Origin of the sequence: Campylobacter peloridis LMG 23910, assembly GCF_000816785.1 — a bacterium.
Lineage (GTDB): Bacteria > Campylobacterota > Campylobacteria > Campylobacterales > Campylobacteraceae > Campylobacter_D > Campylobacter_D peloridis.
The window spans coordinates 97,007-123,875 of sequence record NZ_CP007766.1; the positions used below are offsets into that span (position 1 = coordinate 97,007).

General features: G+C 28.0%; 23 protein-coding genes and 2 tRNA genes. 12 read left to right on the forward strand and 13 right to left on the reverse strand.

Features of this window, described 5'->3' with window-relative positions; translation table 11 throughout:
* From tkt to CPEL_RS00605, 6 genes are read left to right on the forward strand one after another with little or no spacing between them, the layout of a single operon-like run.
* Positions 1 to 1,905 carry a transketolase gene (tkt, locus tag CPEL_RS00580; protein WP_044598150.1) on the forward strand — a complete coding sequence of 635 codons (1,905 nt, stop codon included), beginning with the start codon at positions 1 to 3 and terminating at the stop codon, positions 1,903 to 1,905.
* The gene (locus tag CPEL_RS00585) at positions 1,895 to 3,001 is read left to right on the forward strand and encodes an ABC transporter permease (RefSeq protein ID WP_044598151.1); all 1,107 of its coding nucleotides are present in this window, start codon (positions 1,895 to 1,897) and stop codon (positions 2,999 to 3,001) included. The genes tkt and CPEL_RS00585 overlap by 11 nt, the downstream gene beginning before the upstream one ends.
* Positions 2,998 to 3,720: an ABC transporter ATP-binding protein gene (locus CPEL_RS00590; RefSeq protein WP_044598152.1), complete on the forward strand. Its 723-nt coding sequence runs from the start codon at positions 2,998 to 3,000 to the stop codon at positions 3,718 to 3,720. Before CPEL_RS00585 ends, CPEL_RS00590 begins: the two co-directional genes overlap by 4 nt.
* Positions 3,720 to 4,553 (forward strand): MlaD family protein, encoded by an 834-nt coding sequence (locus CPEL_RS00595; RefSeq protein WP_044598153.1) that lies wholly within the window; start codon positions 3,720 to 3,722, stop codon positions 4,551 to 4,553. The genes CPEL_RS00590 and CPEL_RS00595 overlap by 1 nt, the downstream gene beginning before the upstream one ends.
* Positions 4,550 to 5,143 carry an ABC-type transport auxiliary lipoprotein family protein gene (locus CPEL_RS00600; protein ID WP_044598154.1) on the forward strand — a complete coding sequence of 198 codons (594 nt, stop codon included), beginning with the start codon at positions 4,550 to 4,552 and terminating at the stop codon, positions 5,141 to 5,143. The genes CPEL_RS00595 and CPEL_RS00600 overlap by 4 nt, the downstream gene beginning before the upstream one ends.
* A 42-nt stretch (positions 5,144 to 5,185) precedes the next feature.
* On the forward strand, positions 5,186 to 5,707 hold the full coding sequence (locus tag CPEL_RS00605) for a flagellar FLiS export co-chaperone (RefSeq protein ID WP_044598155.1): 522 nt from the start codon (positions 5,186 to 5,188) through the stop codon (positions 5,705 to 5,707).
* A 26-nt stretch (positions 5,708 to 5,733) separates the two neighbouring features.
* Here CPEL_RS00605 and CPEL_RS00610 read toward each other — a convergent pair whose 3' ends face one another.
* Positions 5,734 to 6,273, reverse strand: a complete 540-nt coding sequence (locus CPEL_RS00610) for a superoxide dismutase (Cu/Zn) (RefSeq protein WP_044598156.1) — start codon at positions 6,271 to 6,273, stop codon at positions 5,734 to 5,736.
* A gap of 115 nt (positions 6,274 to 6,388) precedes the next feature.
* On the opposite strand from CPEL_RS00610, the gene CPEL_RS00615 reads away from it, so the two are divergent.
* Both CPEL_RS00615 and CPEL_RS00620 read left to right on the forward strand, forming a co-directional pair.
* Positions 6,389 to 7,270: a helix-turn-helix domain-containing protein gene (locus CPEL_RS00615; protein ID WP_049984548.1), complete on the forward strand. Its 882-nt coding sequence runs from the start codon at positions 6,389 to 6,391 to the stop codon at positions 7,268 to 7,270.
* Positions 7,271 to 7,335: 65 nt separating this feature from the next.
* Positions 7,336 to 8,172, forward strand: coding sequence for an NHL repeat-containing protein (locus CPEL_RS00620; RefSeq protein WP_044598157.1), 837 nt, complete (start codon positions 7,336 to 7,338; stop codon positions 8,170 to 8,172).
* A gap of 22 nt (positions 8,173 to 8,194) precedes the next feature.
* Here CPEL_RS00620 and CPEL_RS00625 read toward each other — a convergent pair whose 3' ends face one another.
* The 6 genes from CPEL_RS00625 to CPEL_RS00650 form a co-directional block, all read right to left on the reverse strand.
* Positions 8,195 to 8,452, reverse strand: a complete 258-nt coding sequence (locus CPEL_RS00625) for a TFIIB-type zinc ribbon-containing protein (RefSeq protein WP_044598158.1) — start codon at positions 8,450 to 8,452, stop codon at positions 8,195 to 8,197.
* Positions 8,453 to 8,500: 48 nt separating this feature from the next.
* Positions 8,501 to 9,190: a uracil-DNA glycosylase gene (gene ung, locus CPEL_RS00630; protein WP_147575858.1), complete on the reverse strand. Its 690-nt coding sequence runs from the start codon at positions 9,188 to 9,190 to the stop codon at positions 8,501 to 8,503.
* Positions 9,191 to 9,200: 10 nt separating this feature from the next.
* Entirely contained in the window at positions 9,201 to 10,508 is a 1,308-nt protein-coding gene (locus CPEL_RS08665) for a sensor histidine kinase (RefSeq protein WP_049984549.1), read from the reverse strand.
* A complete protein-coding gene (locus CPEL_RS00640) occupies positions 10,498 to 11,184 on the reverse strand; it encodes a response regulator transcription factor (protein ID WP_044598160.1) in 687 nt (228 codons plus the stop codon). The genes CPEL_RS08665 and CPEL_RS00640 overlap by 11 nt, the downstream gene beginning before the upstream one ends.
* 1 nt (position 11,185) lies before the next feature.
* Positions 11,186 to 11,599, reverse strand: a complete 414-nt coding sequence (locus tag CPEL_RS00645) for a DUF1104 domain-containing protein (RefSeq protein ID WP_044598161.1) — start codon at positions 11,597 to 11,599, stop codon at positions 11,186 to 11,188.
* 63 nt (positions 11,600 to 11,662) lie between these two features.
* Complete coding sequence (locus CPEL_RS00650; RefSeq protein WP_044598162.1) at positions 11,663 to 12,415, reverse strand: SIMPL domain-containing protein; 753 nt, start codon at positions 12,413 to 12,415, stop codon at positions 11,663 to 11,665.
* A gap of 93 nt (positions 12,416 to 12,508) precedes the next feature.
* Between CPEL_RS00650 and mutY the strand changes: the two genes are divergently transcribed.
* Complete coding sequence (gene mutY / locus CPEL_RS00655) at positions 12,509 to 13,537, forward strand: A/G-specific adenine glycosylase (RefSeq protein ID WP_044598163.1); 1,029 nt, start codon at positions 12,509 to 12,511, stop codon at positions 13,535 to 13,537.
* Positions 13,527 to 14,378: a radical SAM/SPASM domain-containing protein gene (locus tag CPEL_RS00660; RefSeq protein ID WP_044598164.1), complete on the forward strand. Its 852-nt coding sequence runs from the start codon at positions 13,527 to 13,529 to the stop codon at positions 14,376 to 14,378. The genes mutY and CPEL_RS00660 overlap by 11 nt, the downstream gene beginning before the upstream one ends.
* A gap of 5 nt (positions 14,379 to 14,383) precedes the next feature.
* On the opposite strand, the gene CPEL_RS00665 is transcribed toward CPEL_RS00660, so the two are convergent.
* From CPEL_RS00665 to CPEL_RS00675, 3 genes are read right to left on the reverse strand one after another with little or no spacing between them, the layout of a single operon-like run.
* Entirely contained in the window at positions 14,384 to 15,256 is an 873-nt protein-coding gene (locus CPEL_RS00665) for a hypothetical protein (RefSeq protein WP_044598165.1), read from the reverse strand.
* Positions 15,250 to 15,870, reverse strand: a complete 621-nt coding sequence (lpoB, locus tag CPEL_RS00670; RefSeq protein ID WP_044598166.1) for a penicillin-binding protein activator LpoB — start codon at positions 15,868 to 15,870, stop codon at positions 15,250 to 15,252. The genes CPEL_RS00665 and lpoB overlap by 7 nt, the downstream gene beginning before the upstream one ends.
* A 9-nt stretch (positions 15,871 to 15,879) precedes the next feature.
* The gene (locus tag CPEL_RS00675) at positions 15,880 to 17,220 is read right to left on the reverse strand and encodes a COG3014 family protein (protein WP_044598167.1); all 1,341 of its coding nucleotides are present in this window, start codon (positions 17,218 to 17,220) and stop codon (positions 15,880 to 15,882) included.
* Positions 17,221 to 17,274: 54 nt separating this feature from the next.
* Here CPEL_RS00675 and CPEL_RS00680 point away from each other — a divergent pair.
* Positions 17,275 to 17,362, forward strand: a tRNA-Ser gene (locus tag CPEL_RS00680).
* On the opposite strand, the gene CPEL_RS00685 is transcribed toward CPEL_RS00680, so the two are convergent.
* Positions 17,363 to 18,019: a putative metalloprotease CJM1_0395 family protein gene (locus tag CPEL_RS00685; RefSeq protein ID WP_044598168.1), complete on the reverse strand. Its 657-nt coding sequence runs from the start codon at positions 18,017 to 18,019 to the stop codon at positions 17,363 to 17,365.
* A gap of 110 nt (positions 18,020 to 18,129) precedes the next feature.
* Here CPEL_RS00685 and CPEL_RS00690 point away from each other — a divergent pair.
* Positions 18,130 to 18,206, forward strand: a tRNA-Met gene (locus tag CPEL_RS00690).
* Positions 18,207 to 18,214: 8 nt separating this feature from the next.
* On the opposite strand, the gene CPEL_RS00695 is transcribed toward CPEL_RS00690, so the two are convergent.
* The gene (locus CPEL_RS00695) at positions 18,215 to 18,487 is read right to left on the reverse strand and encodes a hypothetical protein (protein WP_044598169.1); all 273 of its coding nucleotides are present in this window, start codon (positions 18,485 to 18,487) and stop codon (positions 18,215 to 18,217) included.
* 57 nt (positions 18,488 to 18,544) lie between these two features.
* Positions 18,545 to 26,854: an inverse autotransporter beta domain-containing protein gene (locus CPEL_RS00700; protein ID WP_044598170.1), complete on the reverse strand. Its 8,310-nt coding sequence runs from the start codon at positions 26,852 to 26,854 to the stop codon at positions 18,545 to 18,547.
* Positions 26,855 to 26,869: the final 15 nt, after the last annotated feature.

A 26,869-nucleotide genomic window follows, 5' to 3' on the forward strand; every position in this document is an offset into this window, starting at 1 on the left:
ATGTTACAAAAACAAGCAAATACTATAAGATTTTTATGTGCGGATATGATACAAAAAGCCAATTCAGGCCACCCAGGTGCACCTATGGGTTTAGCAGATATTATGAGCGTTTTAAGCATGCATTTAGTGCATAATCCAAAAGATCCTACATGGTTAAATAGAGATAGATTAGTCTTTTCAGGTGGCCATGCAAGTGCTTTGCTTTATAGTTTTTTGCATTTGAGTGGTTATGATGTAAGCTTAGAGGATTTAAAAAATTTCCGCCAATTACATTCTAAAACCCCAGGCCATCCTGAAATTTTCACCCCAGGGGTTGAAATCGCTACAGGGCCTTTAGGACAAGGTATTGCCAATGCGGTTGGTTTTGCTATGGCAGCTAAAAAAGCAAGTTTGCTTTTGGGTGAGGATATTATCAATCACAAAGTATATTGTTTGTGTGGTGATGGAGATTTACAAGAGGGAATTTCTTATGAGGCTTGTTCTTTAGCAGGGCTTCATAAACTTGATAATTTAATCATCATTTATGATAGCAATAATATTTCAATCGAAGGTGATGTGGCTATTGCTTTTAATGAAAATGTAAAAGAGCGTTTTAGAGCACAAAATTTCGAAGTACTTGAGATAGATGGGCATGATTTTGAGCAAATTGATTTAGCATTAAAAACTGCTAAAGAAAGTAAAAAGCCTTGTTTAATCATTGCTCACACTACTATAGCTAAGGGAGCTTTAGAACTTGAAGGAAGCCATCATTCTCATGGAGCACCTTTGGGTGAAGAGCTTATAAAAAAGGCAAAAGAGGCTTTAGGTTTTGATTCACAAAAAACTTTTGAAATTCCAGAAGATGTAAAGGTGCGTTTTAATGCTGCAGTAGAACTTGGAGATTTAGCACAAGCTAAATGGAATCAAAAAGTGCAAAATTTAAATGCAGAAAAAAAGGCTTTATTAAAAGAACTTTTAGAGCCTGATTTTTCAAAAATACAATTTCCTGATTTTAAAGGAAAAGATTTAGCCACTAGAGATAGCAATGGTATGATTTTAAATGAAATTGCCAAAGCTTTACCGGGATTTTTAGGTGGAAGTGCGGATTTAGGCCCATCAAATAAAACCGAACTTAAAGATATGGGGGATTTTCCAAATGGAAAAAATATCCACTATGGTATAAGAGAGCATGCAATGGCTGCTATATCAAATGCCTTTGCAAGATATGGTTTGTTTTTGCCTTATTGTGCTACTTTTTTTATATTTAGTGAGTATTTAAAACCTGCTGCAAGAATAGCAGCTTTAATGAAAATCAAACATTTTTTCATCTTTACTCACGATAGTATAGGCGTGGGCGAAGATGGCCCAACGCACCAACCCATAGAACAGCTTAGCACCTTTAGAGCTATGCCAAATTCATTAACTTTTAGGCCAGCTGATGGGGTTGAGAATGTAAAAGCATGGCAAATTGCACTTAAAACTAATATGCCAAGTGTTTTTGTGTTGTCGCGTCAAAAGCTTAGTGCTTTGGGTGAGCCAGTTTTTGGAGATGTTTTAAATGGGGCTTATTTATTAGAAGAAAATAAAAATGCACAATTTACACTTTTAGCAAGTGGAAGTGAGGTATCATTGTGCTTAAGTGCAGCAAAAATTTTAAAAGAAAAAGGCGTGCTTGTTAATGTAGTTTCTATGCCTTGCTATGAGTTATTCATCGCTCAAGAAAAATCTTATAAAGAAAGAATTTTACAAGGTAAGGTTATAGGTGTGGAAGCTGCCAATTCAAACGAACTTTATAGAATTTGTGATGAGCTTTATGGTATGAGTAGTTTTGGTGAAAGTGGTAAAGATAAAGATGTATTTGAGCATTTTGGATTTAGCGAGGAAAAATTAAGCTCTTATGTTTTAAGTTTATGTAATGAAAATTGAAACACTCATTAACACTAAAGAATGTGTTTTTAGTGTTTTTGGAAAATGGGATAAAGAAAGTGTGGTAAAATCTAAGAAATTGGATTTTCCACAAAATAAAGATATCGTTTTTGATTTTTTAAATTTAGAATTTATAGATAGTGCTGGTGTAAGATATTTTTTAGCTTTAGAAAATGAGTTAAAGCAAAAAGGTTTTAAGGTCAATAAAATCAATCTAAAAAGTCAGCATGCAATACTTTTTAATCTTTGTGAAAAACACTATCAAGCTTATAATCAAACTCAAGATGATAAAAAAAATATAAAAGATTTTTTTGAAAATCTAGGAAAAAAAGTAGTAAATTCATTTGAGATTTTAGTGCAATTTTTAAATTTTGTAGGTTTAATAACCCTTACATGTTTTAAGACTTTTTTAAAGCCTAAAAAATTGCGTTTTAGAGCATTTTTATACCATGTAGAAAATAGTGCTATTAATGCTTTGCCTATTATAATGCTAACTTCTTTACTTGTGGGTATAGTGCTTGCATACCAAGCTGCATATCAACTAGCACAATTTGGAGCAAATATTTATATAGTAGATTTAATGGGAATTTCAGCCACTAGAGAGTTAGCACCACTTATAAGTGCCATTGTAATAGCCGGAAGAAGTGCAAGTTCTTATACAGCACAAATTGGCGTTATGAAACTTACTGATGAAATTGATGCTATGAAAACTATGGGTTTTAAAGAAAGTGAATTTATAATTTTACCTAGAGTTTTAGCTTTAACTCTTGCTATGCCATTGGTAGTTATAATAGCTGATATATTAAGTATTTTAGGTGGAATTATAGTTGCTTGGGTTAGCTTAGAAATTAACATGAGTGAATTTATGAGTCGTTTTAAAGAAGCTGTTGAATTAAAGCACATTATTATAGGACTTGTGAAAGCTCCAATGTTTGGATTTTTGATTGCTTCTATTGCGTGTTTTAGAGGTTTTTTTGTGCAAAAAACAACTGAAAGTATAGGTGTTTATACTACAAAAAGTGTTGTAAATGCTATTTTTTGGGTGATAGCTTTTGATGCAATTTTCTCTGTATTTTTAACAAAGGCTGGAATTTGATAATAAATGCTAAAAATATCAAAACTTATTTTGGTAAAAAATGTGTTCATGAAGATATTAGCTTTAGTGTTAATGAAAATGAAATTTTTGGCATTTTAGGTGGTAGTGGTAGCGGGAAGTCAGTGTTGCTAAGGCAAATTTTAATGCTTGAGCATTTTGATGGTGGAGAGTATGAGGTTTTAGGAAAAAAGTTAAATAATATTAGCGAAGAAGATGCTTTATTTTTACAAAAACAATGGGGAGTTGTTTTTCAATATGGAGCTTTATTTAGCTTTTTTAATATACTTGAAAATATTAGCATACCTTTGGTGGAATATACAAAATTAAATAAAAATGATATTAAAGAAATAGCTATGATGAAACTTAAAATGGTAGGACTTGATGAGAGTGTGGCAAAGCTTTATCCTAGCGAGTTAAGCGGAGGAATGAAAAAAAGAGTAGCTATAGCTAGAGCCTTAGCACTTGATAGTAAATTGCTTTTTTTAGATGAGCCAACTTCGGGACTTGATCCTTATAGTTCAAGAGAATTTGATAATTTACTTTTGAGTTTAAAACAAAGCTTTAAATTATGTGTAGTTTTAATCACGCACGATAAGGAAAGTATGAAAAATGTTTTGGATAGATTTTTAATCATAGAAGATAAAAAAGTTGGATTTTTAGGAAATACAAAACAACTAAAAGAGCAAAATGAAAGATTGTATGAGAGGTTTATGGGTTAATGGAAAATAAAGCAAATTATATACTCATAGGTATTTTTGTAAGTGTATTGTTTTTTATCAGCTTGTTTTTTATAGTATGGTATGGAAATTTGCAAGATGAAAAATCTTTTAAATATTATGAAATATACATGGAAGAATCAGTAGCAGGGCTTAGTGTTAAAGCACCAGTTAAATTTTTAGGTGTAGATGTAGGAAGTGTTGAAAGCATTAATATAGACAATTCAAGTAATAATATAAGAGTAAAAATTTTAGTTAAGCTTGATTCTAATTTAATTATAAAAACAGATACTTATGCAAGTTTGCAAATTCAAGGAATCACTGGATTTAAGTTTATCCAACTTGCTGGAGGTAGTGAAAGTGCTGAAGTTTTAAAAGCAGATAAGAATTCTTACCCTGTGATAAAATCTAAAGAGAGTTTTTTTGCTAGCATTGACAAACAAACTACCAATCTTTTGGATTTAATCACTAGCACAAAAGATAAACTTGAAAAACTTTTAAGCGAAAAAAATTTAAATAATATAGAATTAATTTTGCAAAATTCATCACAGCTTTTTGCGTATTTAAACAAACAAACACCTAATTTTTTAAATAATCTAAACAATACCTCATCTAAGATATCTAAAAGCTCAGATGATTTGTCTATATTTTTAAATAATGCAAATTCTCAATTCATAGAGTTAAATAAAAGCAGGATACTTTTAAATGATAATTTAGATATATTAAGAATTTTATTTTTAGACTTATCACAATTACTTGAAAAAGTAAAACAAAATCCTTCATCATTAATTTATAAGGATAAAAATATCCAATATGCTCCAGGAGAAGTAAAATGAAAGTATTTTATTTTGGATTTGTCGTTTTATTTTTTAGTGCTTGTTCTTTAATTAGTCCAAGCCAAACCTTACCTGCTAATAAATATTTTAGTATAAGTTTAAATGATTTTGCTTTACCAAAAACTCAGCATAAGGAAATTACTATTATCGTGGCTTTGCCTAAAGGTTTAGCTTATACCAATGAAATTTTTTATAAAAAAGATAATGTAGTGAGTGCATATGCTTATCATTTTTGGAAGGAAAACCCTGCTTTAATGATAAAGAATTTTTTAGAATTTCATTTGCAAAATTTAGGAATTTTTAAAGCGGTTTTAAATCAAGATAGTTTAGCAAGTGCTGATTATATTTTAGAAAGTAAAGTAGATGTTTTAGAGCAAGATTTTAGCGATGAGGTGCATTCTAAAATCAAATTTGGTATCAATTTAAATTTAATTCAAATCAATACAAAAAAGCTAATCGCAAGCAAGTATTTTTACTATGAAAAAACATTAAATGATAATAAACCAAAATTATTAATTCAAAATTATGATGATATTTTTACATCATTTGCTAAAGACTTTAGAACTTGGGTAGATAAAAATTTGGAATAAAAAATGCTTTTTTTGTTATAGCAATAACAAGGAAGGTGTATTATGATAGATAAATTAGAAATCCTACAAAAACATTTAGGAGCAGTAGGTGCTAATGTAGATGGTGCGAGTTTAAAACATCAAACACAAAAATTTAGCGAAGACATAACAGATGCAAATGATTTTGTTGGTGCTTTGCAAATTTTGGATTCTTCATTGAAAAAAATTTCAAAACTATTAGAAGATAAAAATTATGAAGATGTGCAAGATAAAGTATTAATTGCAAGTGAAAGTGTAAAAATAGTTGATAATTGCTCTTTTTTAGGTAATGCTTTATTTGATAATAATTACAATGTAAGTGTAGGTTCAAAGCATTTTGTTTTTGAGATACACAATCCTTTGAGAATTTTAGAAAATAGCGATTATAAAGGAATGAAAGCTTATATAGAAGATAAAAGAGATGAAATTGCTTCTATGCTTAGTGAGCTTGCAGTGGCTATTGCTAGTTATAGTCCAAGCCAAAGTTTTGGTAATACAAATTTTGATGGAATGAATGATTTTGATTTTACTAAACTTTTTAAATAATACTAAAGGCAAAAAGCCTTTAGTATTTACTTGATAACCCCACAAGCCATTCTAGCACCGCCTCCACCAAGTGCTGCTGGATGATCGCTGTGATTATCTCCTCCAAAGTGTATCATTAAAGAATGATTTTTAAGCTCATTAAGAGTTTTAATTTTTGGAGCAAGAACAGGATTAGTTGCTGTGCCATCTTTTTCAACATAAAGTGGTGGTAAATCTCCTTTATGTCCTTTATCATCCCATGGACTTGAGTGTGCGTCAGTTTTTTCAGGATCCCAATGGCCCCCAGCTTTCATACCTAAACCTTTATCATTAGCTCCACAATCAGCATTTGCATGAACATGAAAACCATGAATTCCACTTTCTAACCCTTGAAGATTTGGATAAAAAGCTACACCATAAGCAGTTTGAACTGCCACTACTTCTCCTGCGTTTTTATTTGAATTTTTATCAAGAATTTCCATTTTTATAACCAAATGATTATCTTGTGATTTTGGATCAAAATTTTCTAAATTTGCTCCAAATAAAAAACTCGATGCTAATAACGAACCTAATATAATTTTTTTCATTTTATCTCCTTTTAGAAATGACTATTCATTTTAACACATATTTTTAATGAAAAATAATATATTCTGTGATATTCTTTTAATAAATAAAATCAAAAAACTTATAAAAAGGTTTTTTATGTTAATCTTCCCAAATGATTTAGAAAAAGTAAGTAATAAAGTTTTAAAAACAGCTTTATTTTCTTTATGTTCTTATAAAAAAACTACTCATAGCAAAGAAGATCAAGAGGTTCTTTTTAAAGATTATGCTTTGGTTTTTATAGTAAGTGGTAGTAAAAAAATTTATTCTAGTAATCAGCGTTTAAATGTAGAAAAAAACGGGATAATTTTTTTCACAAAAAATACCTTTTCAATTAGAGATTATTTAAGCACTGAAAATGTTTATGAGTCTATTATTTTATGTTTTAAAGAAAGTATTTTAATAGATTTAATTTATAAATATAAAGATTTAATACAAAATATAAACTCAGTAGAATTTTCTAAAAAAATACTTAGTTTAGATTGTGATATTATAACTAAGAGTATTTTTAACGCTCTTTTGCCTCACATAGAAAATCAAAATAAAAGTAATGAAGCATTGTTAAAGTTAAAATTTGAAGAATTATTTTTATCTTTGTTATATAGTGAAAATAATAAAGATTTTTTATTATTTTTAAAAGAAATTTTAAATGGTTTTAGTTTGGATTTATATAGTATTTTTGCATATTGTGAAAATGATTTTGAAAATGTAGCCTCTATGGCTAAATTTAGTAAAATGGATATAGCAAGTTTTAGTAGAAATTTTAAGCAAAGTTTTGGCATAAGTGCTAAAGAATGGCTGGATAATAAGCGTTTTGAAAAGGCGAAATTTTTATTAGAGTTTTCAACAAAAAATATCACACAAATTTGTTTTGAATTAGGATTTAATTCTCCTGCATGGTTTATAGCAAGATATAAAAAAAGATATGGTATCACACCAAAACAAGAACAAAAATCAAAAAACTTATATTTTTTAAATTAAAAATGATAGATTTTTCTTTTAATTTTTATTAAAATTGGTTAATAAAAATTAAGAAAGGTAACATTATGAAAAAAAGTATTTTAGCTTTATCAATTTTAGCATTTTGTAGTGCAAATGCTTTAGAAATTCAAGAAATAAAAGGTTTGTCTTATCCAGAAAGTGTTTATGTGGATGAAGATAATGTTTATGTTTCTAATTTGGGAAAAGAACTTGCTCCTTTAAATAAAGACAATGATGGTTTTATTGCAAGATTAAACAAGGATGGTAAAATAATCGAAAATGATTTTATAAAAAATCTTAACGCACCAAAAGGCATGTCAAAAATAGGAGATATACTTTATATTGCAGATATTGATGTAATTTATGGTTTTAATGTAAAAAATAAAAAAGAAGTGTTTAAATTACCTATAGAAAATGCTGTGTTTTTAAATGATATTGCTGTTTTAAACGATGATATTTTATTAGTAAGTGATACTGGAACGGGCTTTATACATAAAATTTTTTTAAAAGATAAAAAATATGAAAATTTCATTCATTTAGATCCAAAATATGGTGGCCCAAATGGCTTGCTAGTTGATAAAAATACTTTATTTGTAGCTGGCTATGATCCAAGTGATAAAACAGGCGGTAAGATAATAAGTATTGATGTAAATACTAAAGAAATTAAAGAATTAAGCGATAAAGTCGAACAATTTGATGGTATAGTATATGATAAAAATAAAAATCTTTTAATATCAAGTTGGGGTAAAAATTTACAAGGTTATATTTATAATCTAAAAGACAATAAAGAAGCAAAATTAAATTTAAAAGATATTAAAGGTCCTGCGGATATATTCTTTGATGGTGAGTATTTATGGGTGCCAAAAATGGCAGAAAATGCTTTAATCAAAGTAAAATTATAAAAACTTTTAAGCCTTTTTGGGCTTAAAAGTCAAATAATTCTCCAAGCCAACTTTCTTTTTTCTTATATTTATAGCCATTATTATGATAGTTTTGTTGTTGGTTGTAGTTTTGATGATGAGAGGATTGTTGTTGAGTATTTTGAGAAGAACTTCTTTCTATAATTTTATCAAGCTCACCACGATCAAGCCAAACACCACGGCATTTTGGGCAATAATCAATCTCAACTCCATTTCTTTCACTCATTAATAAATCAGTATTTGCACAAACTGGACAATTCATTTTTTATTCCTTACTAAATTTTTGTAAAGTATATATCTTTAAGGTAAATTATAAGTTTAAATTCCAATCAATAGGACTTTTGCCAAGTTTTAATAAAATTTCATTGCTTTTGGAAAAATGCTTACAGCCTAAAAAAGCATTGCGCGCTAAAGGTGAAGGATGTGCTGCTTCTAGGATAAAGTGTTTTTGAGTATTGATTAAAACTTTTTTATTTTTAGCATAATTACCCCAAAGTAAAAAAACTAAATTTTCTTTTTCATTGCTAAGTTTTGATATAAGCGCATCGGTAAATTTTTGCCATCCAAAATGAGCATGTGAAGCTGGTTTGTTTGCCTCTACACTTAAAATAGAATTTAAAAGTAAAACTCCTTGTCTTGCCCATTTACTAAGATCTCCATGTTTTGTTATAGGGATATTAAGATCATTTTGTAATTCTTTGTAGATATTAAGTAAAGAAGGAGGAATTTTAACCCCCATTGGCACACTAAAGCTAAGCCCCATAGCTTGCTTTGGATTATGATAAGGATCTTGTCCTAAAAGAATGATTTTTAATTCTTTAAGTGGGGTAAGATTAAAAGCATTAAATATTAAATTTGCTGGCGGATATATGGTTTTTCCTTCATTTAGGGCATTAATGTAATGAGTTTTAATTTCTAAAAAATAGGGTTTAAAAAACTCATCTTTTAAAAATTCTTTCCAATCATCATTCATTTTAATTTTTTCTAAAATAATATCCATAATTTTTTCCTTACCAAGAAAGTATAAATTCACTTCCTTCATTTTCTTTGCTTATTACTTTTATGTTGATATTGTTTTTATCTGTAATTTGCTTGACTAAATTTAAACCTATGCCAAAACCACCTTGATCTTGATTAAAGCGTTTGTAGCGTGTAAAAATTTGGGTTATTTCTTTTTGGCTCATACCATGGCCTTCATCTTTTATGCTAAGTGAATTTTTTGTTAGTGTTATATAGATTGTTTTATGGGAGTTGGAGTATTTGATAGCATTGCTTAAAAGATTATCAAATAAAATTTGCATTTCTTCTTTATTGATATGAAGATGCTGTTTTAAAAGATTTTTTTTGATAATAAGATTTTTTTGTGAAATTAAAGTTTCAAAATATTCCAGTCTTTGCTCAATTAGCTCTTTTAAATCAACATTTTCTTTTATATTTTCTTTTTGTAAGAAAAAATTTAAGGCTATGAGATTTTGATAGATATGGTTTAAATTTTTACTTGCTAATTTGATGTGATTAAGTTTTTTGGCATTATTTGGGTTTAAATTACTATCATCAAATTTTTTTATACTTGCTAAAATGACACTTAAAGGTGTATTGATTTCATGTGTAGTATCTTTTATGAAGTCATTTAAGGCTTTAAATTGTTCTTTGATATTTTTAAAAACAATAAGTATAAGCACATAAGCAACAACTGCAAGTAAAAAAATAGAACATAAAGTATAAAAAATAGTTTTTAGTTTTAAATTCCAAAGTTCATTTGAAAAATCATTAATATCTAAATTATTGTAATTATCTTTGTGGTATTGCTCTTTTTTAAAACCAAGATCATCAGCTTCTATGATAATATGGATATTACGATGTTTTAAAAATTTAAAATAATGTCTAGGTCTTTTAATGTCATTTTTATCAACCAAAGTATCAAGATTTTTAACGCGAAAAAAATCTATAAATATTTTTCCATTATAAGTGTAAATAAAATCATTTTTTCTAAGTGAGCTTAAAATACCAAAAGCATCGTAGCTTAAATTACTAAAGATTAATTTTTTATCAAAAATAATAGCAAAAGATGTATTTATTTTTTTTGATAAATATAAAAAATCATTCTCATCAAGTGTTATTTTCTCATGTCTTGCTTCTATTAGATTTTGTAAAATATAATTATAATGTGTATACATATGGGTAATTTGGTTTAATCTTATATAGTTTGACTCTTTTTGATAAAAAGTAGTAAAAAATATAGTTAAAAAAATACCACTAGTAATGATATACAAAGCTAAAATTTTAAAAATAGTATTGCTAAAAATATCATTTTTCATTTTCAAGCCTAAGCGCATAACCTATGTTTCTTTGGTTGATTATGAGCTCTTTTCCTAGTATTTTTCTTAAATTTTTTATATAAACCCTAAGACTCATTATCACAGGTTCTTCATTATATTGCCAAATTTCTTCAAAAATTTTTTCAAGACTTACAAAATGAGGTCTATTTTTTAAAAGTAAAGCTAAAAGATCTTTTTCTTTGTTGGTGATATTGATAATTTCTTGATTTTGATATAAGGTTTTATCTATGAGATCAAAATAAATATTTTTTGATGAATTTAGAGTGATAATATCTTGTTTTTGGTGATTAAATTGTCTTTTAAGTATATTTTTTACTCGGATAATTAACTCATCTATATCAAAAGGCTTTTTGATATAATCATCACATCCTACTAAAAATCCTTCTTTTACATCATCAAGCATAGACAAAGAAGTTAAAAATATAGCAGGAGTGGTTTTGGCACTTTCTCTTAGCTCTTTTAAGAGTTCAAAGCCATTGCCTTTTGGAACTTTAACATCAAAAATCCAAAGATCAAAATTTTCTTCATAAGCTTTTTCTAGTGCCTCTTGTGCATCATATACACAAGAGACTTTAAAACCTTCATCGTTTAAGGCATCGCTAATAATTTCGTTTAAACTCAAATCATCTTCTAAGAGTAAAATTTTTACCGACATTTTATCTCATAGGGCAATTTTCATGATGCATATTTTGATGAGCGTGAAAATTTCTTTTTCCTTGGTGGTTGCCATGTAAATTTAATTCTCTTATTTCTTTTCCACTCATTTTATCAGTTAAATCTTGCATATCTTTTTGAACAATAGCTCTTCTTTGACTTCTTTCTTGCGGTGAAAGTTTTGAAATGTTTTCATAAAGATTAGTTTTGAATTTATATTGAAATTCTTTTGCATCTTTAAATTTCATTTCATTCATTCTTTTTTTCATCTCTATAACTAAATCTGCTTGATCTTGTGCTTTAACGCTTTTTGCAAGATTTATGATTTCATCATTGCTTTTTTTTGAAAAATCAGCACCTATAGCCAAAGTAGCTATTAAAGAACTAGCTAGTAATAAACTTGTAATTTTTTTCATTTTCTCTCCTTTGATTAGTGATGAGAAATTATAAAAAGCCAAAATAAAGCCAAAATAAAATTTTTATTTACATATAAAAACTACTTTTGCTTTTAAACTTTGTTTTTCATTCTGTAAAATCGGTAAAACAGCACTATCTGCACTAGTTGCTAAATTAGTTCTAAAGCTATCTATAGAACATTGATCAAAATTTATACTTTTTATAATACAAGTTTTTGCTAAATTTTTAGAATAATACTCAGCTTTTTGCGCGGCTTTTTTTAAAACTAAATCATAAAGATTTTCTTTGTTTTCTTCTAAAGAAGCATCGTTAAAACCAGCTTGTAAGGTTTTTGTATTAAATAAAATTAAAGGATTTAATGCACTAATTTCTTCTATGTCTTTAACAAGTTGATTATAATTTTGTATTTTATCTTTTGGAAATTGGCAATAAAAATCAGAATACAATCTATAACCACTAATAAGTTTTTGTCCTTGATGGTAGTTATAGCTAGGTTCTAAAGTGTAGCTTCCACCTTTGCAAAAACCTTCTTTTGCAATGCGTTTAGAAATTTGTTCAAAACTTGCTGTAATTGTTTTTTTATCTTCTGCGTTAATGCTAGATTTTTGGCTAAGTTCATTACTTGCACTAAAATTTAAGTTGCTATTATAAGTGTCAGGCATAAGCTCATTAGATACTTCTATATCTCTTGAAAATTCCATATTTTCGTGAGAATTATTTTTTAAACCTAAAAATTCTGTATTAAAAATAACTCCAACAACAAATAATACCAAACACAAAAATCCTAATCCTAAACCTTTTAAGAAACTTTTCATGATTTATCCTTTTTTTGAAATTATTTTTTTAATTTTATCACAAAGCTTTGAAGAATTGATTGTATAATTTTTGAAAAATTATAGAAAGAGTCAATGAAAAAAATTCATCAAAGTATTTTAAAATGGTATGATAAAAATGGAAGAAAAAGCCTGCCTTGGCGTATTTTACATGAAAAATTTAAAATTCATGCATATAAAGAAGATTTAGAAAAATTATCAAAAATAGATCCTGCTTATGCTGTTTATATTAGTGAAATTATGCTTCAGCAAACTCAAGTTAAGAGTGTATTGCAAAATTATTATTTTCAATTTTTAGCTAAATTCCCTTCTATATTAGATCTTGCAAATTCAAATGAAGATGAGGTTTTAAAAGCTTGGCAAGGACTTGGGTATTATACTAGAGCTAGGAATTTATATCAATGTGCTCTTATATGTAAGCAAAAATTTAATGCTAAATTACCAAATGATATTAAAGAGCTTCAAAAGCTTCCAGGTATAGGAGAATACACAGCTGGCGCTATAGCTTGTTTTGGCTTTTTACAGAATCAATCTTTTGTTGATGCAAATATTAAAAGAGTTTTAAGTAGATTTTATGCTTTGGAAAATCCTTCTTTAAGAGAGTTATCGCAAAAGGCTAAGGATTTTTTAAATATAAATAATTCTTTTGAGCATAATCAAGCTTTGCTAGATATAGGAGCTTTAGTGTGCTTGCCTAAAAATGCAAAATGTGATATTTGTCCTTTGAATTTATCATGCAAGGCAAAAAATGATTATGAAAAATACACCATTAGTAAAAAAATAAAATATATAGAAAAAAAATTACAACTTTTAATCATCCAAAAGAATGATCAATTTTTACTTTATAAAAGTAAAGAAAAATTATATTTTAATATGTATAATTTTTTAGAATTTCAAAACGAAAAAAACGCTAAATATTTAGGTGAATTCAAGCATTCTTATACTAAATACCAAATCAAAGTTAAAGTATATTTTTTAAAAACTAAACATTTTAAATGCAAAGATTGTTTGGCATTTTCTTTTGAAGAACTAGAAAATTTAGCACTTTCAAAGCTTACATTAAAAACTTTAGAGCTTTTTAAAAAGAGTGAGTATGCAATTTGAAAAAATTTATATAGAATTAAGTGATGTTTGTGGTTTAAAATGTGATTTTTGTCCTAGTAAAAAAGCACAAAGAAAGCTAATGAATATAAAAGACTTTGAAAAAATTTGCAAAAGCGTGCAAAAGCGTGCAAAAATTTATACCTTTCATGTGCTTGGGGATCCATTAAAAATAGACAATTTAAACGAATATTTAAATTTAGCATTAAAATACAATATGCAAATAGAACTTACCACTAGTGGTTTTTATTTTGATGATGAAAAAATAGCTTTGATTTTAAATGCTAAAAATATACATCAGATTAATATTTCTTTAGGAGCTTTTTTATCACAAAGTAAAATTAAATTAGAAAGATATTTTGAGCCTATATTAAATTTGATTTTTTATCATGTAAAAAACCAACTTTCTTCTTTTATAAATTTAAGACTTTGGAATTTAGATAAAAATTTCACACCACCTTTAGAAAATGAGAAAATTTATGAATTTTTAGAGCATAATTTCACAACAAAAATTCAAAAACAAAAAGTAAAAAATCGCTTAGCAAGACATGTAATCTTGCATCAAGCTAAACTTTTTAAGTGGCCCTCTTTAGAAGATAAAATTTTAAGAGAAAATGGAAATTGCTATGCATTAAGCAAGCAAATTGCTATTTTAAGTGATGGAAGTTTAGTGCCTTGTTGTTTGGATACTAAAGGAGATATAAAACTTGGAAATTGTTTTGAAAAAGATTTTAGTGAGCTTTTGAAATCCCCTTTATATATAGAGCTAAAAGAAGGCTTTAAGCAAGGAATTTTAAAAGCTGAACTTTGCAAAAGGTGTGAGTTTTATAAGGCTAAATTATGATAAATTTAAAAACCTAAATCAACTCCACCTTTTTCGTTAAGTTTGTAATTTTCTTTTAAACCCAAATCTTCCTTTTCTTCCTCTTCTTCTTTTTGATGTTTAAATAAATCATCTGCTATTTTTTTAGCTATAGATTTTAATGCCTTTTGCTCACTAGTTTGGCTTGTTGAGGTTAGTGTGTATTCTAATGTATTTGAATTTTTTATAGCTCTTGTGGCAAATTCTACCAAGCGGTAATTTATAATCATTTTATAAGTTTTAACGCTAATATCATTTTGTATTTGTTCTAATTTAGGACTTATAATTAGTATAAAATCAGCACCCAATACATTATAAAGTTTTGTTAATTCATCATCTTTACCATCTTTTAATAGAATTTCTTTTTCTTCTTCATAATCTTTAGCGTTTTTTCGATCTAAAATTTTAATCTTTTTATTTTGAACTAAAATTCCTAGTAATTCTTGTTCTAATTTCTTAGAAAGCTCGTTTTCTTGAGTATTTAATATAAACAAAGAAAAATCTTTTTCAAGATTTTTTTCGGTATATATTTTTTTATAAATTATTACTTTTGCATGAAAAGAATTTGGAGATACTTGGGTTAATTCTGTGATCTCATAGCCATTGAAAGTTCCATTTGTAGCTAAGTCTATTTCTTCATTGTAGCCTATGTTAAAATTTCCATCAAATTTAAATTCAAATTTTTTAAGTTTAACTTGTTTGAGTCCTTCCATTTTTCCTAAGGCTTCATTAATAGCATTTTTAATAGCTTCATCTCTTGTATCTCCAAAACCCTCACCATAACTTTCTTTGCTTGAAGTATTTTGTGCTTGACAAAAACAAATAAGAGTGAAAAAAAGTATTAGTAATTTTTTTACCATGTTACACTCTTGCTTTTACCTGTTTTATTGATGGTTTTTTCATCTTCCCAAAAAGCCAAACCACTTGTTAAGTCAGTGAGAATTAAATGAAAAAAATACTCTGTTTGGATTTTGCCATTATAAAGCTTAACGGTATCTTGTCTGATTTTACCAGAAAGTGAGAAATTTGGAGCTAAAAGCGTGCCTTTTTTGGCTATGGAATTTTGGTTAAACTCTTCATTGTCTCTTAAATTTCTTACATCATGAGATAAACTATCTTTTGCTCCACCTGCTGCTACGGCAGTTGTGAGTATAAATTTACCAGATTTTCTTAGCGCAATGGTGATTTTTGAAGTAAGTTTGTCTGTGTCGATTCTTTGTGGAGTATCATTTACTATACGCCCTATGGCAATGACTTTTCTATTAGAATTGTTTAAATTTGCAAAAGCAGGATCGCTAAGTAAACTTTGTATCATATCTTCAGCAGTTTTTTCAAAATCTTCCCTATCAAGTCCTAAAGTAAGTGCATCACCTTGAATTTTTTGAGAAGCTTTGCCATCGGTATATTTTGGCTGTGAAGAGCATGCACTAAAAAACAAAATCACAAGTGTTGCAAAAACTAACCCTTTTTTCATTTTTTCTCCTTATTGTTCTTTGATTTTATAAATAATATTTGAATTTGGCACAAAAGATCTTATAAGTAAAATATAATTTTTATCTTTTTCTAGCTCATCTTCAAAGATTATTTTATGTTTATCATCATAAATTTGAGTTAAACCTTCATTTTTTACCATTAAAATACTAGCACTTTTTGGTAAAGCTTGCCACATTCTAAGATCTGCTTTGTTGATTAATGTAGTGCTAATAGTGCTTATAAAAGACAAAATTCCGCTAGAATCATTATTAGCTATGGCTAAATTTATAGAAGTTTTAAGTGCACTTGAAGCTAGAGTTTTCATTACCATAGAAGGTAAAAGAGTTTTAAACTCACTAGCAATGATATCATCAAAATAGATTAAATCTTGCGTTTTTTCATCTTGAGTTTGTAAGAATTTATAAGAAGCATTTCTTGCTTTTAAATAAGCAAAAGCTACGCTAATATTTGCTATGTTATCGTTAAATATAAAGGGTAGGGTGAGATTAAATTCTTTTTTGGTGGCACTAAATCCGTTTTCATAGATTATAAAAATATATTTTTGTTTAGGAAAATTGGTTTTTATATGAGTAAAATTTTCAAATAGCTGGAATTGTTTTTGTAATTGTGTATTTTTTACATCAGCAAGAGCTACTTCTTTTAAAAGTTCATAAGCTTTAATATAGTCTTTATCAAAAAAGAAAAACAAAGCACTAACATAAGTAGCATAAATATTTGTAAAGTTTTTGCTTGCGTTAAATGAGCTAAGAAGATTATCATATTGCTTATAAATAGGATTTAAATTTTGATAAAAGCTTGTATATAAATTTTTATCTTTTTGAAGTTCTTTTTTATATGTATCTTGAGCTTTTTGTATATAAGAGTAAAATTCTTCTTTCATTCTATCTTGTCTATATAAGGCTCTATTAAACTCAACTCTTGCATTTTTAAAATCACCTAAACTCATATAATTTAAACCCTTGTAGGTATTTAACATAATCCTTTCATAAAAGTATCCTTGGTAATCATTGATTGTATCATTAAGCAAAATTTCACTGAAGTTTTTTATGGTTTTTTGAGCATTGTTTTGTAAATCTACATCAATTTTATATGCTTCTTCGGCTTTATCAAAAAATGCATTGCTTTTTTCATAATCTTTACAAATTCTTGCTAAAGAGGCCAAATTTAATCCTGTGTATATAGTGTCTTTTTGAGTATTATTTAAAGCTAAAGTGTTTTCATCACATTGTTTGTTTATAAAAGCTTTTTCATAAGTTGAATTTATATTGGCATGATTTGAACACGCATTTAAAAAAAACATAGTTACAATGCAAAATACAAAAAGTCTCATATTTTCCCTTTTTAGTGAAAATTTAAAAAAATAAGCTATAATTTGCTTTTTTTTAGAGAGGTGTCCGAGCGGTCGAAGGAGCACGCCTGGAACGCGTGTGTGGGGCAACTCACCGAGGGTTCAAATCCCTTCCTCTCTGCCACTAAGCACTTTTGTTATACTGACTTCCTATGTAATCTTGTGATGAATTTTGAGTATATGATTTTATAGCTTTAGAATTTAAAGAATTTGTTTCATCATCTTCGTTTTTAAATTTCTCATTTTGTGCTTTTAATTCTTCTGCTTTTATTTTAGCTTGTTCCATGCGAGCATCATTTTGCATTTGCATAGCATTAGCTGCTACTTTATAATCTTGAGGACTAGGATCAGCTGGAGCCATAGCCGCAGCAATTACTTGCATAGCATTGGCTATAGTTTCTTCAGGGGTATTACCTTTTTGCATTCTTATAGGAACTTCCCCTTCAACCGCATACATTCTATTATCAGGGCCTCTTGTATAGCCAAAACTTGCAGCACCGGCTAAAGCACCGCCTGCTGCTTGGTGAGCAGCTTCATGTGCTCTTACTTCTCTGTCTATTTTTTCAAGCTCTCTAACTTGTCTAACTTCTGCTTCGTTTAAGTCTTTGCCATTGACTTTTTGAGTTTTTTCTTCTTTTTCTTCTTTTTTGTTGTTTTTATTTTCAGTGTTTAATTGGGGATTATCTTTTGAGAAATTATCTTCTTGATTTTCTTCTTTTTGTTTGTTTTGATAAGGACTTTGCATAAAATAAAAGGAATTATTATAACTAGTAATTTGCATGAAAATCCTTTTTGTAAAATAATATATATTTTTAGCACAAAAAACTTAAAAATATATAAAATTTTTATAAAAAGTTAAGCAAAAAAAAGTATAATTTTACTTCTTTTGATGTCAGGGTAGCTCAGCTGGTTAGAGCGCTGGTCTCATAAGCCGGAGGTCGGGAGTTCAAGTCTCCCCCTTGACACCATTTTGAATTCAGAAAAACATTTTCCAATGATTTTTTAGTATTTTGATGATACTTTTACAAATTTCTTTCTTTTTACTTTCTTCTATTTGGAGTTTATCTAAAAAAGTTTCTTCAAGAATATTAATAAGTTGTGTACATTCTTTTGCATCAAATGTTTTTGATTCATTTAAAGATGATAATGCTTTTAACAATAAATCTTTATTTTCCATAAGGACTTTAAAGTCTATCTCTGAAAGCTGAGCTAGCAGAGATAGAAATTGTGCAAAATTATACAAAGGCATATATTTTATTTTCCTACTATAACAATAAAATGTGTTAGATTTTTCCAATATTCCCAGTTAATAAATTCTTTCATGGTCTCCACCACCAAAAGTAACTTCTCGACTTGCTGTCTCATCTACACCTAAAGTATTAAATCTCATCTTAAATGTAGGAGTTTCTGTCAATGGTTTTGTGCACCATGTGGTTGATATTATAACTTTTGCTTCACCGGAATTATCAAATTCTTCATCCCATCTTTGCGTAACCGGTGCAGTTTGACCTAATCCAACATTAAGTTTAGTTCCATCAAAATCAATTTTTTCTCCTGGAATTCCACCGGTTACTGTTAAAGTTGCACTAGTGTAGCATGAATTAGGATCTTTTTCAGTATCATATGTTGCTTGAATGATTTTTTTCACTTCAATACTTCCTAAAATTGCTTCATGATTAGTTCCATCCCATTCTTTATATTTTACTTTAAGATTAAAAACCCTACCGGTGTGTTGAGTAACTTTTTCAATAGGTTTAAATTTTAAATAAACCGAACCTATATTATCAGAATAAAGTGTGCCTTTATTTACAAAATCAACATAGCCAAGATACTGATCAGGTTGAACTTCTACAGTAGAGTTTGGAACTAATCCATACAATTCTATAGTTTTTTCTTCACCAAATAAAATTATATTACTAGATATTTTTAGACGAATTGGACCATTAAATTTAATCATTTTACTAGCTTTTCCACTTCCATCTTCATATTCAACACTTACTGTTACTGGACGAATATTAGAATTAATTGTTCTAAATTTAGTTCTTGCAAAACCAGTGTTATCAAAATTTTTTGGAATTAAATCTTTTTTTGGAGGAAGTGTTGCATCGCCAGTAATACTCCATTTGATTTTTGCACCAGGAATACCTCTTGCAACCACATTTACAGTTTCATATATATGTGGATTTAGACTTGATTTACTAAAAGTTAAACTAATTGGGTTTTTCTTCTCATAAGGCAATTCTTTTTTAATATCATTACCCATAGCTTTTACAATAATGATAGGATTAGCTTTAAATGGAGTTTTAGAAGTAATAGTTGCTTTAGCTTCACCACTAGTATTAAATACTTTATCAGCTTTAGTTAAAGTAGCATCCCCGCTTAAACTCCATTCTATTTTTTCATTAGCTTTACCACCTTTTAAAGTTACTTCGGCATTTTTATTAGGTTCTGCAATAATAGTACTTGGATTAGCATTAAAGGAAATAGTATATCGATAAAGTTTGATTTTATCTAAATTAAGTTCCTCTTTAACGCTACCTTGTTTGATATAACTAAATTTAATAGTAAGTTCTTTAACACTATAATCACTAATACCTTCAAATTCTAAAGTAGCTTCACCCTTATTATTAACATTAAAGCTTTCTTTTTTAGCTTTTACTCCTTTACTTCCACTGATTTTATCAATGGTTGAATTTGGTAATAAACCGCTTATTTTAATATTAAAATCATCTATATAATCTATAGTTTTTTCTTGATCTTTAAAGCTTGGGTATTCTATTTTTGGAGTATATATAGTTCCATCTATATAAGTTAATGTTTTAGTGAGATTTTTACCCATAGCTTTTACAATAATGATAGGATTAGCTTTAAATGGAGTTTTAGAAGTAATAGTTGCTTTAGCTTCACCACTAGTATTAAATACTTTATCAGCTTTAGTTAAAGTAGCATCCCCGCTTAAACTCCATTCTATTTTTTCATTAGCTTTACCACCTTTTAAAGTTACTTCGGCATTTTTATTAGGTTCTGCAATAATAGTACTTGGATTAGCATTAAAGGAAATAGTATATCGATAAAGTTTGATTTTATCTAAATTAAGTTCCTCTTTAACGCTACCTTGTTTGATATAACTAAATTTAATAGTAAGTTCTTTAACACTATAATCACTAATACCTTCAAATTCTAAAGTAGCTTCACCCTTATTATTAACATTAAAGCTTTCTTTTTTAGCTTTTACTCCTTTACTTCCACTGATTTTATCAATGGTTGAATTTGGTAATAAACCGCTTATTTTAATATTAAAATCATCTATATAATCTATAGTTTTTTCTTGATCTTTAAAGCTTGGGTATTCTATTTTTGGAGTATATATAGTTCCATCTATATAAGTTAATGTTTTAGTGAGATTTTTACCCATAGCTTTTACAATAATGATAGGATTAGCTTTAAATGGAGTTTTAGAAGTAATAGTTGCTTTAGCTTCACCACTAGTATTAAATACTTTATCAGCTTTAGTTAAAGTAGCATCCCCGCTTAAACTCCATTCTATTTTTTCATTAGCTTTACCACCTTTTAAAGTTACTTCGGCATTTTTATTAGGTTCTGCAATAATAGTACTTGGATTAGCATTAAAGGAAATAGTATATCGATAAAGTTTGATTTTATCTAAATTAAGTTCCTCTTTAACGCTACCTTGTTTGATATAACTAAATTTAATAGTAAGTTCTTTAACACTATAATCACTAATACCTTCAAATTCTAAAGTAGCTTCACCCTTATTATTAACATTAAAGCTTTCTTTTTTAGCTTTTACTCCTTTACTTCCACTGATTTTATCAATGGTTGAATTTGGTAATAAACCGCTTATTTTAATATTAAAATCATCTATATAATCTATAGTTTTTTCTTGATCTTTAAAGCTTGGGTATTTTACACTAGGTGTATATGTTTTTACATCATAAGTAATAGTTTTACTTAGGTTTTGACCTAGGGTGTTAACATTAATTGTAGGATTAGTTTTAAATGGAGCCTTAGCAGTAATAGTTGCTTTAGCTTCTCCTTTTTCATTAAAACTTAATGTTTGATTACTTAAAGTAGCGTCCCCACTTAAATTCCATTCTATTTTTTCACTAGGTTTGCCCCCTTTTAAAGTCACTTCTACATGATCAAGTCTAGGTTCTTTTAATAATTTATTATTATCACTTTCATAAGCATGAATTTTATCTTTACTAAAATTAATACTTGGAGTGTATTGGTGGAGTTTGATAGTATAAGCTAATTTAGCTTTTTCATCTCCTTTTTTAATATACTCAAAATCTAAACTTATTTCTTTTTGATTAAAATCATCAATACCTTCAAATTCTATAGTAGCTTCACCTTTATCATTGGCTTCTACTTCTTCTTTTTTAGGTTTAATGATTTGTGTTTTAGCAACGCTTATTTTAGAATGAGGTAAGAGATTACTTACTTGTACACTAAAAGCAGTTTTATAATCTAGTGTCTCTTCTTTTTCGAATTTAGGAGAAAAACCTTCTACTTTAGGAGTGTATTCTTTAATCTCATAAGGCAATTCTTTTTTAATATCATTAGCCATAGATTTAACTTCTAAATTTGGATTAGTTTTAAATGGAGCCTTAGCAGTAATAGTTGCTTTAGCTTCTCCTTTTTCATTAAAACTTAATGTTTGATTACTTAAAGTAGCGTCCCCACTTAAATTCCATTCTATTTTTTCACTAGGTTTGCCCCCTTTTAAAGTCACTTCTACATGATCAAGTCTAGGTTCTTTTAATAATTTATTATTATCACTTTCATAAGCATGAATTTTATCTTTACTAAAATTAATACTTGGAGTGTATTGGTGGAGTTTGATAGTATAAGCTAATTTAGCTTTTTCATCTCCTTTTTTAATATACTCAAAATCTAAACTTATTTCTTTTTGATTAAAATCATCAATACCTTCAAATTCTATAGTAGCTTCACCTTTATCATTGGCTTCTACTTCTTCTTTTTTAGGTTTAATGATTTGTGTTTTAGCAACGCTTATTTTAGAATGAGGTAAGAGATTACTTACTTGTACACTAAAAGCAGTTTTATAATCTAGTGTCTCTTCTTTTTCGAATTTAGGAGAAAAACCTTCTACTTTAGGAGTGTATTCTTTAATCTCATAAGGCAATTCTTTTTTAATATCATTAGCCATAGATTTAACTTCTAAATTTGGATTAGTTTTAAATGGAGCCTTAGCAGTAATAGTTGCTTTAGCTTCTCCTTTTTCATTAAAACTTAATGTTTGATTACTTAAAGTAGCGTCCCCACTTAAATTCCATTCTATTTTTTCACTAGGTTTGCCCCCTTTTAAAGTCACTTCTACATGATCAAGTCTAGGTTCTTTTAATAATTTATTATTATCACTTTCATAAGCATGAATTTTATCTTTACTAAAATTAATACTTGGAGTGTATTGGTGGAGTTTGATAGTATAAGCTAATTTAGCTTTTTCATCTCCTTTTTTAATATACTCAAAATCTAAACTTATTTCTTTTTGATTAAAATCATCAATACCTTCAAATTCTATAGTAGCTTCACCTTTATCATTGGCTTCTACTTCTTCTTTTTTAGGTTTAATGATTTGTGTTTTAGCAACGCTTATTTTAGAATGAGGTAAGAGATTACTTACTTGTACACTAAAAGCAGTTTTATAATCTAGTGTCTCTTCTTTTTCGAATTTAGGAGAAAAACCTTCTACTTTAGGAGTGTATTCTTTAATCTCATAAGGCAATTCTTTTTTAATATCATTAGCCATAGATTTAACTTCTAAATTTGGATTAGTTTTAAATGGAGCCTTAGCAGTAATAGTTGCTTTAGCTTCTCCTTTTTCATTAAAACTTAATGTTTGATTACTTAAAGTAGCGTCCCCACTTAAATTCCATTCTATTTTTTCACTAGGTTTGCCCCCTTTTAAAGTCACTTCTACATGATCAAGTCTAGGTTCTTTTAATAATTTATTATTATCACTTTCATAAGCATGAATTTTATCTTTACTAAAATTAATACTTGGAGTGTATTGGTGGAGTTTGATAGTATAAGCTAATTTAGCTTTTTCATCTCCTTTTTTAATATACTCAAAATCTAAACTTATTTCTTTTTGATTAAAATCATCAATACCTTCAAATTCTATAGTAGCTTCACCTTTATCATTGGCTTCTACTTCTTCTTTTTTAGGTTTAATGATTTGTGTTTTAGCAACGCTTATTTTAGAATGAGGTAAGAGATTACTTACTTGTACACTAAAAGCAGTTTTATAATCTAGTGTCTCTTCTTTTTCGAATTTAGGAGAAAAACCTTCTACTTTAGGAGTGTATTCTTTAATCTCATAAGGCAATTCTTTTTTAATATCATTAGCCATAGATTTAACTTCTAAATTTGGATTAGTTTTAAATGGAGCCTTAGCAGTAATAGTTGCTTTAGCTTCTCCTTTTTCATTAAAACTTAATGTTTGATTACTTAAAGTAGCGTCCCCACTTAAATTCCATTCTATTTTTTCACTAGGTTTGCCCCCTTTTAAAGTCACTTCTACATGATCAAGTCTAGGTTCTTTTAATAATTTATTATTATCACTTTCATAAGCATGAATTTTATCTTTACTAAAATTAATACTTGGAGTGTATTGGTGGAGTTTGATAGTATAAGCTAATTTAGCTTTTTCATCTCCTTTTTTAATATACTCAAAATCTAAACTTATTTCTTTTTGATTAAAATCATCAATACCTTCAAATTCTATAGTAGCTTCACCTTTATCATTGGCTTCTACTTCTTCTTTTTTAGGTTTAATGATTTGTGTTTTAGCAACGCTTATTTTAGAATGAGGTAAGAGATTACTTACTTGTACACTAAAAGCAGTTTTATAATCTAGTGTCTCTTCTTTTTCGAATTTAGGAGAAAAACCTTCTACTTTAGGAGTGTATTCTTTAATCTCATAAGGCAATTCTTTTTTAATATCATTAGCCATAGATTTAACTTCTAAATTTGGATTAGTTTTAAATGGAGCCTTAGCAGTAATAGTTGCTTTAGCTTCTCCTTTTTCATTAAAACTTAATGTTTGATTACTTAAAGTAGCGTCCCCACTTAAATTCCATTCTATTTTTTCACTAGGTTTGCCCCCTTTTAAAGTCACTTCTACATGATCAAGTCTAGGTTCTTTTAATAATTTATTATTATCACTTTCATAAGCATGAATTTTATCTTTACTAAAATTAATACTTGGAGTGTATTGGTGGAGTTTGATTTCTCCGCTTACTTTTTGAGTGCTAGCTACACTTTGGTTATAAGTAGCGATTATTTGTAATTTTTTAATATTAAAATCTTTTACTCCTTCAAATATTATTTTGCTTTCACCTTTATCATCTGCGGTGCTTTCTTTGTCACTGCTAATTTTTAAGGTTTTATTGCTTTGCGTATCTTTAGCTTTCCACAAGACTTTTGTTTTTGGCATTAAGCCTTTTAATTTTACTTCAAAGTCGCTTTTATAATCAATCATTCCTTTTTCAAAGTCTTGATGAGTAACAGGATCTTTTCCTGTTGGAAGCTCCATGATGGCTTTATAATTTTTGATTTCTAAATCTTTGCTTTTTTCTTTCACTAAAGTATCACTCATATTCTTAGCAATGATTTTTACTTTGGAATTTCCATCAAACCCTATAATATCTACATTGCTTTCGCCATTTTCATCTGCTATTAAATTAAGTTCTTTAGAGGTTTTTTCTTTATTAACAAATAAAGCATTATCTCCTTGTATGCTCCATTTTATCTTGGTGGAATTGGGTTGTAAATTTTTATAACTTGCATGAGCTATTTCTTTGTTGCCTATAGTATTTTTATCTAAAATGATATCATTATCCCCATAAACTATAATTTGAACAAAAGTTTTTAGACTAACTCCTAAAACTTTTGCTATTATTTGAACTTTTTCTTTATCTTTCATATTTGAATCAGGTTTGTAGATAATGTTTGAGCTTCCATCTTTATCGGTTTTATCTGAATTTGGAGTTTTTTCTAAAGATCCTTTACCTATAAGTTTCCACACTACATCAGCATCGCTAGCTAAATCACTACTTACAAAAGATATCATAGATTTTTCAAATCTTTGTATAGCTGTAGGTTTAGCAAAAATTCTAAAATCACTTTTTGGAGCTATTATAGTTACTGGAAAACTTTCTTTGGAATTACCTGCTATTACATTTAAATTTGTTTTATGAACTCCATATGCATGTATAATGCTTACATAAATTTTTCCATTATCATCTGTGATATAATTATTTCCATTTTTAAAAATCACACTTCTTTGACTAGGAGTAACTAGCACAGGTAAATGTTTAGCTACTTCATTAAGGCCATTTTTTATTGCTATGCAATGGGTATTTGTTCCTAAAATAGATCCACAATATGAAATATGATATTTTCCAGGTAAGGCTCTATACTCAAGCACCATAGAATAATCCCTATCAACGAATTTAGTCCTAGAACCTTCAATAGTGTTAGCTAAACCTGCAAATTTAGGATCAAAAGCATGTTTAAATGCATTATAATCCAAAGGAATGTTAAAATTCATTGCAATGTTTGTGCCTTGTTTATCGCTTTTATCACTTCTTTTATGGCTTAGTGAAAAATTTAGTGCAGGAACTGGTGCATAGCTAATTCCACCTTCATATATTAAAGGATTTTTTTCTAAATCATCAAGTGAATTTGCATTGTTAAATGGAGCTACTTTTTCTCCATACCATTTGCTTATATTAGCAAAAACAGCTATATTGCTCATTGTAGGAAATGCATATTTTAAACCCATATCCCAGCCATTTGCAGGACGCTCTTGGATATAGTTTTTATCAAAATCAAAACTATCTATCCAATCACTTAGTCTTTGATAAATATTTGCATGAAATGCCAATGTATCTACCATAGCTTCAGCACCAAAAGAAATTCTTTTATGCTCTCTATTAAAATCATAATCATAAATAGAATTTAATCCTAGCATGATATTGCCAGAATTTTCTAGTGTCAATGCATTTGGATAATACCTTATACCACCACCAAAATGCCCTATAAGTCTGTGATTATCATACCCTCCAACACCACTTTGTAAAAAGTATGATATTTTAGGATTATCTTCACTCATAATAGGTAAAAGAACTTTAGCATCGCCACTTAAACCAGCTCTGTCATTATAGTTTAGATTAAACTCACTATTTATAGAGTGGTTTAATGCATGCAAGTATTCTTCGATTAAAGAATTTACTTGCATGCTTAGGTAATTACCTGCTAAATCTCTTATAAGATCATCTCTTTGTTTATTGTCTTTTGCATTATAAACATTGCCTATAGTCTCTATAGTGCTTTTAATTTTATTGGAAAATTCTATATCTTCTTTACTGAGATTAGAATCATCATTAGTCTTTTTTTCTAGTAATTTCTTTATCTTAGGATCTAAAGTATGCTTTTGATCCTTTGTGGATAATTGCGTTTGATTTACATCTTTTAATAAGATGTGATCACCTTTTTTTGAGATAATAATTTGAGAAAAAAGAAAAGTTTGTATGAGTAAAACAAATAAAAGCAGTTTTTTCATATCCCCTCTCCTATA

Excerpts from the sequence above, each read along its gene's own strand:
- tkt (WP_044598150.1), top strand. The coding sequence starts at position 1 with ATGTTACAAAAACAAGCAAATACTATAAGATTTTTATGTGCGGATATG.
- CPEL_RS00585 (WP_044598151.1), top strand. The coding sequence starts at position 1,895 with ATGAAAATTGAAACACTCATTAACACTAAAGAATGTGTTTTTAGTGTT.
- CPEL_RS00595 (WP_044598153.1), top strand. The coding sequence starts at position 3,720 with ATGGAAAATAAAGCAAATTATATACTCATAGGTATTTTTGTAAGTGTA.
- CPEL_RS00600 (WP_044598154.1), top strand. The coding sequence starts at position 4,550 with ATGAAAGTATTTTATTTTGGATTTGTCGTTTTATTTTTTAGTGCTTGT.
- CPEL_RS00605 (WP_044598155.1), top strand. The coding sequence starts at position 5,186 with ATGATAGATAAATTAGAAATCCTACAAAAACATTTAGGAGCAGTAGGT.
- CPEL_RS00610 (WP_044598156.1), bottom strand. The coding sequence starts at position 6,273 with ATGAAAAAAATTATATTAGGTTCGTTATTAGCATCGAGTTTTTTATTT.
- CPEL_RS00615 (WP_049984548.1), top strand. The coding sequence starts at position 6,389 with ATGTTAATCTTCCCAAATGATTTAGAAAAAGTAAGTAATAAAGTTTTA.
- CPEL_RS00620 (WP_044598157.1), top strand. The coding sequence starts at position 7,336 with ATGAAAAAAAGTATTTTAGCTTTATCAATTTTAGCATTTTGTAGTGCA.
- CPEL_RS00625 (WP_044598158.1), bottom strand. The coding sequence starts at position 8,452 with ATGAATTGTCCAGTTTGTGCAAATACTGATTTATTAATGAGTGAAAGA.
- ung (WP_147575858.1), bottom strand. The coding sequence starts at position 9,190 with ATGGATATTATTTTAGAAAAAATTAAAATGAATGATGATTGGAAAGAA.
- CPEL_RS08665 (WP_049984549.1), bottom strand. The coding sequence starts at position 10,508 with ATGAAAAATGATATTTTTAGCAATACTATTTTTAAAATTTTAGCTTTG.
- CPEL_RS00640 (WP_044598160.1), bottom strand. The coding sequence starts at position 11,184 with ATGTCGGTAAAAATTTTACTCTTAGAAGATGATTTGAGTTTAAACGAA.
- CPEL_RS00645 (WP_044598161.1), bottom strand. The coding sequence starts at position 11,599 with ATGAAAAAAATTACAAGTTTATTACTAGCTAGTTCTTTAATAGCTACT.
- CPEL_RS00650 (WP_044598162.1), bottom strand. The coding sequence starts at position 12,415 with ATGAAAAGTTTCTTAAAAGGTTTAGGATTAGGATTTTTGTGTTTGGTA.
- mutY (WP_044598163.1), top strand. The coding sequence starts at position 12,509 with ATGAAAAAAATTCATCAAAGTATTTTAAAATGGTATGATAAAAATGGA.
- CPEL_RS00660 (WP_044598164.1), top strand. The coding sequence starts at position 13,527 with ATGCAATTTGAAAAAATTTATATAGAATTAAGTGATGTTTGTGGTTTA.
- CPEL_RS00665 (WP_044598165.1), bottom strand. The coding sequence starts at position 15,256 with ATGGTAAAAAAATTACTAATACTTTTTTTCACTCTTATTTGTTTTTGT.
- lpoB (WP_044598166.1), bottom strand. The coding sequence starts at position 15,870 with ATGAAAAAAGGGTTAGTTTTTGCAACACTTGTGATTTTGTTTTTTAGT.
- CPEL_RS00675 (WP_044598167.1), bottom strand. The coding sequence starts at position 17,220 with ATGAGACTTTTTGTATTTTGCATTGTAACTATGTTTTTTTTAAATGCG.
- CPEL_RS00685 (WP_044598168.1), bottom strand. The coding sequence starts at position 18,019 with ATGCAAATTACTAGTTATAATAATTCCTTTTATTTTATGCAAAGTCCT.
- CPEL_RS00695 (WP_044598169.1), bottom strand. The coding sequence starts at position 18,487 with ATGCCTTTGTATAATTTTGCACAATTTCTATCTCTGCTAGCTCAGCTT.
- CPEL_RS00700 (WP_044598170.1), bottom strand. The coding sequence starts at position 26,854 with ATGAAAAAACTGCTTTTATTTGTTTTACTCATACAAACTTTTCTTTTT.